This is a genomic window from Streptomyces sp. MB09-02B (genome assembly GCF_033794485.1).
Classification (GTDB): Bacteria; Actinomycetota; Actinomycetes; order Streptomycetales; family Streptomycetaceae; genus Streptomyces.
Genome location: NZ_JARGEE010000019.1, coordinates 35,669 through 45,045 on the forward strand (window position 1 = coordinate 35,669; position 9,377 = coordinate 45,045).

General features: G+C 71.5%; 5 protein-coding genes and 1 pseudogene. 2 read left to right on the forward strand and 4 right to left on the reverse strand.

The window, feature by feature from the left end; genetic code table 11:
- Positions 1 to 79: 79 nt before the first annotated feature.
- From P1P70_RS05210 to P1P70_RS05225, 4 genes and pseudogenes are all read right to left on the reverse strand, one after another.
- The gene (locus tag P1P70_RS05210; RefSeq protein ID WP_319234958.1) at positions 80 to 1,060 is read right to left on the reverse strand and encodes an NAD(P)H-quinone oxidoreductase; all 981 of its coding nucleotides are present in this window, start codon (positions 1,058 to 1,060) and stop codon (positions 80 to 82) included.
- A gap of 371 nt (positions 1,061 to 1,431) precedes the next feature.
- A pseudogene (locus P1P70_RS05215) lies at positions 1,432 to 1,938 on the reverse strand (DinB family protein); the annotation flags it as partial.
- A 162-nt stretch (positions 1,939 to 2,100) separates the two neighbouring features.
- Positions 2,101 to 4,377: an MMPL family transporter gene (locus P1P70_RS05220; protein ID WP_319234959.1), complete on the reverse strand. Its 2,277-nt coding sequence runs from the start codon at positions 4,375 to 4,377 to the stop codon at positions 2,101 to 2,103.
- A 170-nt stretch (positions 4,378 to 4,547) separates the two neighbouring features.
- Positions 4,548 to 5,153 (reverse strand): TetR/AcrR family transcriptional regulator, encoded by a 606-nt coding sequence (locus P1P70_RS05225; protein WP_319234960.1) that lies wholly within the window; start codon positions 5,151 to 5,153, stop codon positions 4,548 to 4,550.
- A gap of 221 nt (positions 5,154 to 5,374) precedes the next feature.
- On the opposite strand from P1P70_RS05225, the gene P1P70_RS05230 reads away from it, so the two are divergent.
- Positions 5,375 to 8,722 carry a S41 family peptidase gene (locus tag P1P70_RS05230; RefSeq protein ID WP_319234961.1) on the forward strand — a complete coding sequence of 1,116 codons (3,348 nt, stop codon included), beginning with the start codon at positions 5,375 to 5,377 and terminating at the stop codon, positions 8,720 to 8,722.
- A gap of 139 nt (positions 8,723 to 8,861) precedes the next feature.
- Entirely contained in the window at positions 8,862 to 9,332 is a 471-nt protein-coding gene (locus tag P1P70_RS05235; RefSeq protein WP_319234962.1) for a hypothetical protein, read from the forward strand.
- Positions 9,333 to 9,377: the final 45 nt, after the last annotated feature.

The following is a 9,377-nucleotide window of genomic DNA, read 5'->3' on the forward strand; positions in this document are numbered from 1 at the left end:
CACAGCTGGACAGGGCCGCCGGGAAGGGCAGGGTCGACACCGCTCCCCGGGACGACGGCCCGCGGCTCACCGACCCCTCCTACGGCACCACCAGCAACACCTTGCCCACGTGGCCGCTCTCCTCCAGTACCCGGTGCGCCGTCGCCGCGTCGTCCATGGGGATCTCGCGGTCGACGACCGGGCGCACATGGCCACCGGCGATCAGAGGCCACACATGTTCGCGTACGGCGGCGACGATGGCCGTCTTCTCCTCGCGGGGCCGGGCCCGCAGCGAGGCCGCGCTGATCGCGGCCCGCTTGGCGAGCAGCGCGCCGATGTTCAGCTCGCCCTTGATGCCGCCCTGCATGCCGATGATCGCGAGCCGGCCGTTGACGGCGAGGACCCGGACATTGCGGTCCAGGTACTTGGCGCCCATGTTGTCGAGGACGACGTCCGCGCCCTTGCCGTCCGTGGCCGCCCGGACCTCCTCGACGAAGTCCTGCTCGCGGTAGTTGATCAGGATGTCGGCGCCCAGGGCGGCGCACTGCTCCAGCTTCTCCTTGGTACCGGCCGTCACGGCGACCTTGGCGCCGACAGCCTTGGCGAGCTGGATGGCCATCGTGCCGATGCCGCTGGAGCCGCCGTGCACGAGGAGCGTCTCACCGGGACGCAGGTGGGCGATCATGAAGACGTTCGACCAGACCGTACAGGTCACCTCGGGCAACGCTGCGGCCTGCCGGAGGTCGAGGCCGGAGGGGACCGGCAGCAGCTGACCGGCCGGAACGGCGACCTTCTCCGCGTATCCGCCGCCCGAGAGCAGCGCGCACACTTCGTCGCCGACGCTCCACCCGGCCACACCGGGCCCGATCTCCGCCACTCGGCCGGAACACTCCAGGCCGGGATAGGGGGAGGCGCCGGGCGGTGGGTCGTAGAAGCCCTGCCGCTGCAGCAGGTCGGCGCGGTTCACGGCGCTCGCCGCCACCTCGATGAGCACTTCGCCCTCGCCGGGCACCGGGTCGGGGACCTCGTCCCACACCAGGGCCTCGGGTCCACCGGGTTCGGGAATCGTGATCGCATGCATGAGAGGGACGCTACCGTTCCTTTGGACTGAGCATGAGTGCACATGTCCAGCCGCACGCCCCGAACGGTCTTGAGCGCACTGGTCCCCGGCGTACTCGACCCCTGGGCGGCGACACGCATCGCGTGCGTGGTCCGAGCCAGGGAGGCCAGTTCCCTCACGATCTGGCCTGGTGGGTACGGACAAAGGGCGACGGAGAGGCCCCAAACCTTCTCTCCGGAGGAGAGGGGGCTCCGCACGCTGGCTCCGTTCCCGGCGTCCCAGATCGCCCGAGCACGTCAACCCGATCAGCCCAGGACACCGCAAGCCAGCGAACTGACCATCACACGATCGAGCCAACTCGACCTCGTACGGACTCCCCGGCGAGCAGTTACCACCCCTTCCCGCAGGAAGTCCGCGTGGCCGTTGTGGCGGCCGTACTCCAGCAGGACGTGCACCATGACCATGCGGAGCGAGACCTCCTCGTCCCAGCGCGGCTGGTGGCCGACGAGGTCCAGTGACTCCGCCTCCCGTTCGATACGCCGCGAGGTCTCCACCTCCGCCTCCCACGCCCCGAACGCCTCCGCCCGCGTCGAGGCGCTCGCGTCGTACGCCGCCTGGAAGTCGATCTCCTCCGACCACACCATCGGCGCGTCGTGATCCTCGAACACCCGCCGGAACCAGGCGCGTTCCACCTCCGCCATGTGCCGTACGAGGCCCAGCAGGGACAGCGTGGACGGGGGCATCGACGGCCGACGGAGCTCCTCGTCCGTGAGCCCCGCGCACTTCATGGCGAGCGTGGCTCGGTGGTAGTCGAGGAAGGCGCGGAGCGTCTCGCGTTCGGTGCCGCGGTGGGGCGGGCTCACACGGTCGTCACGACTTCTCCGGGGCCCGCCGCTGATCTCTTCGGTGTGTCCCGTCTCCGCGGTCTGACCCGTCCCTGCCGTCAGTTCCGTCTCGTCGGTCTGTTCCGTCTCGTCGCTCACCCGTCATGCCTACCCCGGCACGCGAGAGCCGGTGAGGGCCCGTCCCCACGGGCCCTCACCGGCGGTCCTCCCCGCGCGTCAGACGTGGGCCAGTGACCTGTCCTCGTCGTCCTTGTCGCCGTCGGCCGGCTTCCTCGTCGCGTCGTCGTGCGCCCGCAGGCCCTCGCCCTCGACGTCGACGTCGGGCAGCGCGCGGTCGAGCCACTTCGGCAGCCACCAGGCCTTGTCGCCCAGGAGGGCGAGGACGGCCGGGACTATGGCCATGCGGACGACGAACGCGTCGAAGAAGACGGCGATGGCGAGGCCGAAGCCGATCATCTTGATCATCGACTCGCCGGAGCCGATGAAGCCGGCGAAGACGGCCATCATGATCGCCGCGGCGGCCGCGACCACCCGGGCGCTGTACCTGAAGCCGGTCACCACGGCCTGGTTCGCGTTCTCACCGTGGACGTACGCCTCGCGCATCCGGGTCACGAGGAACACCTCGTAGTCCATCGCCAGGCCGAAGACCACACCCACCATGAAGATCGGCATCATCGACATGATCGGGCCGGTCTCCTCGACCCCGATGAGCCCCGCGAGCCAGCCCCACTGGAAGACCGCGACCACGGCGCCGAGCGCGGCCAGCACGCTGAGCAGGAAGCCGAGGGCCGCCTTCAGCGGCACCAGGATCGACCGGAAGATCGCGATCAGCAGGAGGAACGCGAGCCCCACCACCAGCGCCAGATACGGGATCAGCGCGTCGGTGAGCTTCTGCGAGAAGTCGATGTTCATCGCGGTGGCGCCGGTGACCAGCACCCTCGCGTCGGTGTCGGCCGCCACGCCGGCGCCCGCGTCACGGATGGCGTGCACCAGGTCCTCGGTCTGCGTCGAGGACGGCTTGGACTCCGGGATCACCGTGATCATCGCGGTGTCACCGGCCTTGTTGAACGTCGCCGGGGTCACCGTCACGACGTCCTCGAGCCCCTTGATCCCGTCGGTCACCGCGGTGGCGGCCTCCTTCGGGGACGCGCTGCCCTCGGCGTCGACGACGACCATCAGCGGGCCGTTGAAGCCGGGCCCGAAGCCCTCGGAGAGCAGGTCGTACGCCCGGCGCTGCGTGGTGGACGTCGGCTGCGAACCGTCGTCGGGCAGGCCCAGTTCGAGCTGGGTGGCCGGCAGCGCGATCGTTCCCAGGCCGACCACGCCGAGCAGCAGCACGGCGACGGGGCGGCGGACGACGAAGGTCGCCCAGCGGGTGCCCAGGCTGGGCTCGACCGCGGAGGAGCCCTCGCCCGAACCCTCGCCCGAGCCCTCGGCGGACCCCTTCGCCTTGCGGCGCCCCAGCAGCCCGCCCTTCTCGTCGGCCGGCCGGACCTTGCGGCCCGCGTAGCCGAGCAGGGCCGGGATCATGGTGAGGGCGATGAGGACCGCGACGACGACCGTGCCCGCCGCGGCGAGACCCATCTTGGTCAGCATCGGGACGTTGACGACCGCGAGGCCGGCCAGCGCGATCACGACCGTGAGTCCCGCGAAGACCACCGCCGAGCCGGCGGTGCCCACGGCCCGGCCGACCGCTTCCTCGCGCTCCCGGCCCTCGGCCAGTTCGGAGCGGTAGCGGGAGACGATGAACAGCGCGTAGTCGATCCCGACCGCGAGGCCGATCATCAGGGCGAGGGTGGAGGTGGTGTCGCCGAGGTCGAGCGCGCTCGCAAGGGCGGTGATGGTGCAGACACCGATACCGACGCCGATGACCGCCGTCAGCAGCGGCAGCCCGGCCGCGACGAGCGAGCCCAGGGTGATGACGAGGACGACGGCGGCGATGGCCAGGCCGATGATCTCGCCGGCGACGGCCGTCTCGGGCTCGGCCTGCAGGGCGTCACCGCCCATCTCGACGGTCAGCCCGGCGTCCTGCGCCTGGTGCGCGGTGGACTCCAGAGCCTCCTTGGAGGCGTCCTCCAGCTCCATGGCCGGGACCTTGTACGTCACCGAGGCGTAGGCGATCGTCCCGTCCCGGCTGACCGCGTTGGTGGTGAACGGGTCGCTGACGGCGGCGACTTCGGAGCCGTCGCGCAGTTCTCCGACGGTCTTCTCGACTATCGCCTTGTTGGCGGCGTCGGCCATCTTCTCGCCCTCGGGCGCCTTGAAGACGACTCGGGCGGTGGCGCCGTCGGCGCTCATCCCGGGGTAGCGCTGTTCCAGCAGGTCGAAGGCCTTCTGGGCCTCGGTGCCGGGGATGGAGAAGGAGGTCGAGCCCGCGGCGGGCGCGGAGGCGGCGCCGACGCCCGCGAGCGTCAGCAGTGCCACCCAGATCAGGACGGCGAAGTGTCGTCGCCGGAAGGCGAGTCGACCCAGTTTGTAGAGGAATGTGGCCACGGGGGCGGTACTCCCGTTCAGGTCGTGGACGTGCGGAGGGCAGGACGGATCAGCCCGCGCCGTGGGGGAGGAAGGCGGCAGGGCAGGGCAAGGCATGGCGGGGCAGGGGCGATCAGCCCGACGACATGAGCGGTGGGGTCAGAGGGGGGAGTCGTGCCGGACTTCGGTGGCTACCGGGCGGGTGACGCTCCGAGAGCGGGGAGGACCACGGCGTCGAGGTACGAACGGAGGAAGCTCTGCGTGGGCGGCTGGTCCTCGATCATGCCCCGCGCGACGAAGGCGCCGACGAACATGTGCACCACGTAGTCGATGGCGGGGTTGTCCGGACGGACCTCACCCCGGTCGACGGCACGCTGCACCAGACGGCGGATCTCCACCATCTCCGGCTCGATGATCACTTCACGGAAGGCCTTCAGCAGGTCGGGGTTTCCGTGCACGGCCATGGCCAGACCCCGCATCAGCGCGTTGTTCTGTTCCATTTCGCAGTCATCGGTACTCAGCACCAGGGCGTGCAGGTCGCCCTGCAGGGACCCGGTGTCGACCGAGCCGATGTCGGAGTGCGGCTTGTTGTGCCGGATCGCCCGCGCGACCAGCTCGGCCTTTCCGCCCCACTGGCGGTAGAGGGTGGCCTTGCTGGACCGGGTGCGGCCCGCCACGGCGTCCATGGTGAGGGCGTCGTAGCCGACCTCCCGGAGCAGGTCGAGGACGGCCGCGTAGAGCTCGGCCTCGCGCTCGGGCGTGATGCGACTGCGGCGCGCCGTCGCGGTCTCAGTCATCCCACTCCCCTTGCTGTGGTCGCGCGTTCGAGACGACAAGGCTACCGGCCGGGCGGCATCTCACGGATGACACCGGAACGGACACCCCGCCTCCCGAACGAAACGGTTTCGTACGCTTACGAAGATACCCCGCGGGTCGAAGAAAACGAAACCGTTTCGTTCGTGTTGTGGGTCACCCGGTTGAAGTTGCCGGTGTGCCCCGACCGGAAAAGCATGGGTGGGTGAGTGACAGCCAGGAACAAGGAACGGGCCGGGGCTCCGGCTACCTCCGCCACCCCCACCTCAGCGGCGACCGTCTCTGCTTCGTCGCCGAGGACGACCTGTGGCTGGCCCCGCTGGACGGCTCGGACCGCGCCTGGCGGCTCACCGTCGACCGGACGAAGGTCGCCACACCGCGCTTCTCGCCCGACGGCCGGCACATCGCGTACACGAGCTGGCGGAGCATCCTCCCGGAGATCCATCTGGCCCCGGTGGACGGCGGCGCCCCCGCGCGGCGGCTCACCCACTGGGGCAGCCCCGACACCGAGGTCCGCGGCTGGACGCCCCCGGACCGGGAGGGCCGCTCGGACATCCTGGCGGTCGCCTCCCACGGCGAGCCGTTCTCGTACTTCACCTGGGCCTACAAAGTGCGCCCGGACGGTGACCCCGGCCGCAAACTGCCCTGGGGCCCGGTCTCTGACATCCAGTCCGCCGAGATCGACGGCGAGCGCCGCACCCTGCTGCTCACCGGCACGCCCCCGCACGAACCGGCCTCCTGGAAGCGCTACCGGGGCGGGGCCACGGGCCGCCTCTGGCTGCACGGGGAGCGACTGCTGGCCGACCTCGACGGGCATCTGCACTCGCCCATGTTCGTCGGCGGCAGGATCGCCTTCCTCTCCGACCACGAGGGCGTCGGCAACCTCTACTCCTGCGCGTACGACGGCTCCGACCTGCGCCGCCACACCGACCACGACGCGTTCTACGCCCGGCACGCGGCCAGCGACGGCACCCGGGTCGTGTACCAGTGCGCGGGCGAGGTGTGGCTCGTCGACGACCTCGCCGCCGACGCCGTCCCGCGCCGCCTCGACGTACGGCTCGGCGGCGCGCGCACCGGGCGGCGGCCGTACCAGGTGCCGGCCGCCCAGCACGTCGACGGCATCTCCGTGGACGACACGGGCCGGGCGAGCGCGGTCGTCGTGCGCGGCAGCCTCTACTGGCTGACCCACCGCGACGGCCCGGCCCGGACCATCGCCGACACCCCGGGCGTCCGCGTCCGGCTGCCCGAGATGCTGGGCTCCGGCGGCCAGGTGGCGTACGTGACGGACGCGGACGGCGAGGACGCGATCGAGATCGTCCACCTCCCCGGGGCCACCGGCGCCCGCGAGCCCCGCCGCCTCGCCTCCGGCGAGCTGGGCCGCGTCCTGGAACTGGTGTCCGACCCGCGCGGCGAACGCCTCGCCGTCGCCTCGCACGACGGCCGTGTCCTCCTGCTGACCGTGCCCGACGAGGCGGCCGCCGCCGCGGGGACCGAGGAGTCGGACGGTGAGGTCACCGAACTCATCACCTCCCTCAACGGCCCCGTCCGCGACCTCGCCTTCTCCCCCGACGGCGCCTGGCTGACCTGGTCCCACCCGGGCATCGGCCGCACCCTGCGCCAGATCAAGATGGCCCGTATGAAGGACCGGACCGTCGTGGACGTCACCAGCGGTCGCTTCGAGGACGAGAACCCGGTGTTCACCAGCGACGGCCGCTACCTCGCCTTCCTGTCCTGGCGCGGGTTCGACCCGGTGTACGACGTGCACACCGGCGACCTGTCCTTCCCGCTCGGCTGCCGCCCCTACCTGGTCCCGCTCTCCTCCGCCACGCCCTCCCCCTTCGCCCTGAACCCCGACGGCCGCCCGGTCGCCGGGGGCATGGACCCCACCGAGGACGAGCACACCGACGGCACGGTGACCGTGGAGACCGAGGGCCTGGAGAACCGTGTCACGCCGTTCCCGGTCACCGCCTCCAAGTACTCGGCCCTGCACCCGGTCGCGGGCGGCGGCCTGGTGTGGTTGCGCTGGCCGATCTCCGGCGCCCTGGGGGAGACCTTCGCCAACCCGGACGACATGACCGGCCGCCCGACGCTCGAGTACTTCGACATCAGCAGGGCGAAGAAGTCCGAACTCGTCGCTCACCTGGACTGGTTCGCGGTCAGCGGCGACGGCTCACGGCTCGTCGTCGTGGACGAGGGCGACCTGCGGGCCGTCCCCTCCACCGAGTCCGGCGACAGCGACTCGACCGTCTGGATCGACCTGCGGCGCATCCTGCACGAGGTCGACCCGGGCGCCGAGTGGCGCCAGGCGTACGAGGAGGCCGGCCGGCTGATCCGCGCGTACTTCTGGGACCCCAGGATGAGCGGCATCGACTGGGACGGGGTCCTCGCCCAGTACCGCCCGCTGGTCGAACGGGTCGCGTCCCCCGACGAGTTCGCGGACCTGCTGAGGGAGGTGCTGGGCGAACTCGGTACCTCCCACGCCTATGTCTCCGCCGCGCGTCGCAACGAGGGTCCGCCCCACTACCAGCGCCGCCAGGGCTTCCTGGGCGCCAACTTCGTCCGCCGGGACGGCGAGTGGGCGATCCGCCGCATCCTGCCCGGTGACTCCTCCGACTCCAAGGCACGCTCGCCGCTGGCCGGCACCGGCATCCGCGAGGGCGCGGCCCTCACCCACGTCGACGGCCGCCCGGTCGACCCGACGACGGGCCCGTACCCCCTGCTGGTGGGCGCGGGCGGCACGACGGTCGAGCTGACCTTCGCCCAACCCCCTTCCGGAGAAGGCCCTTCGGACCTCTCCGACACCGAGGGGGCGGGCCGCTCCCGCCGCGTCGCCGTGGTCCCCCTCGTCGACGAACGGCCTCTGCGCTACCAGGACTGGGTCGCCAAACGCCGTGCGGTCGTACGGGAGCTGAGCGGTGGCCACTGCGGCTACCTGCACATCCCGGACATGGGCGGCTCCGGCTGGGCCCAGTTCAACCGCGACCTGCGCATGGAGGTCTCCCGGCCCGCCCTGATCGTCGACGTGCGCGGCAACGCGGGCGGCCACATCAGCGAACTGGTGGTGGAGAAGCTGACCCGCACGATCCTGGGGTGGGACCTGACGCGGAACGCCCAGCCGGTGTCGTACGCGTCGAGCGCCCCGCGCGGCCCCGTGGTCGCCCTGGCCGACGAGGCGACCTCCTCCGACGGCGACATGATCACCGCCGCGTTCAAACTCCTGAACCTCGGCCCCGTGGTGGGCCTGCGCACCTGGGGCGGCGTCGTCGGCATGACCGGCCGCCACCAGCTCGGCGACGGCACGGTCATCACGGTCCCGATGAACGCCGCGTGGTTCGACGCGTACGGCTGGACCGTCGAGAACCGGGGCGTCACCCCGGACCTGGAGACCCTCCGCACCCCCCTGGACTGGGCCGAGGGCCGCAACACCCAGCTGGAAGCAGCGGTGAACCTGGCCCTGGACCTCCTCAAGTCCCACCCCCCGGCAACTCCCCCGGACTACACCAACGTCCCGAACAGGGCCCGCCCCCCACTGCCGCCGAGAGCGATCCCGTGAGGGCACTGATTCCGTGAGGGCACTGCCCCCTGGCCGGCCGACCAGCCGACCAGGGGGCAGTGCCCTCACGGAAAGTCGGCCCGGCCTCCGGCGGAACGCACGAACGCGGGGCACCCTCCGCTCAAGGAGAGTGCCCCGCGTGTCACACGGCCGGGGCCGGGTGCGGGAGTTACACGTCGAAGTCCTGGCGGACGCGGTCTCCCTCGTCCCGCAACAGCCTCTCGGACTCCTCGTCACGGCGTCGCGCACCGCGCTCCGGCTGCCCGTGCTCACGCTGGGGCCTGCCCTGCTCACGCTCCGGCTGCCCCTGCTCACGCTGGGGCCTGCCCTGCTCACGCTGCGGCTGCCCCTGCTCGCGCTGGGGCCGGCCGTGCTCGCGCTGACCGTGCTGCGGCTGACCCTGCTGCGGCTGACGCTCGGACGCGCGCTCACCAGGCCGCTGAGCCCGCTGCCGCTCCTCCGGCGACTGCCCGGCCTTCCGCTTCAGCTGCTCAGCCTTGTCCTGGAACTGGTCCTTCATGCCCATGTGGATTCACTCCCGTTGTGGGTGAGGGGATCGGGCCTCGACCAGACAAACACGCACGGACATCCCACGCATTTCGATCAGTGACGCTCGGTGACGCAGGGCTATCGCGGCCCCTCGGCCCCCACACCC

Excerpts from the sequence above, each read along its gene's own strand:
- P1P70_RS05225 (WP_319234960.1), bottom strand. The coding sequence starts at position 5,153 with ATGACTGAGACCGCGACGGCGCGCCGCAGTCGCATCACGCCCGAGCGC.
- P1P70_RS05210 (WP_319234958.1), bottom strand. The coding sequence starts at position 1,060 with ATGCATGCGATCACGATTCCCGAACCCGGTGGACCCGAGGCCCTGGTG.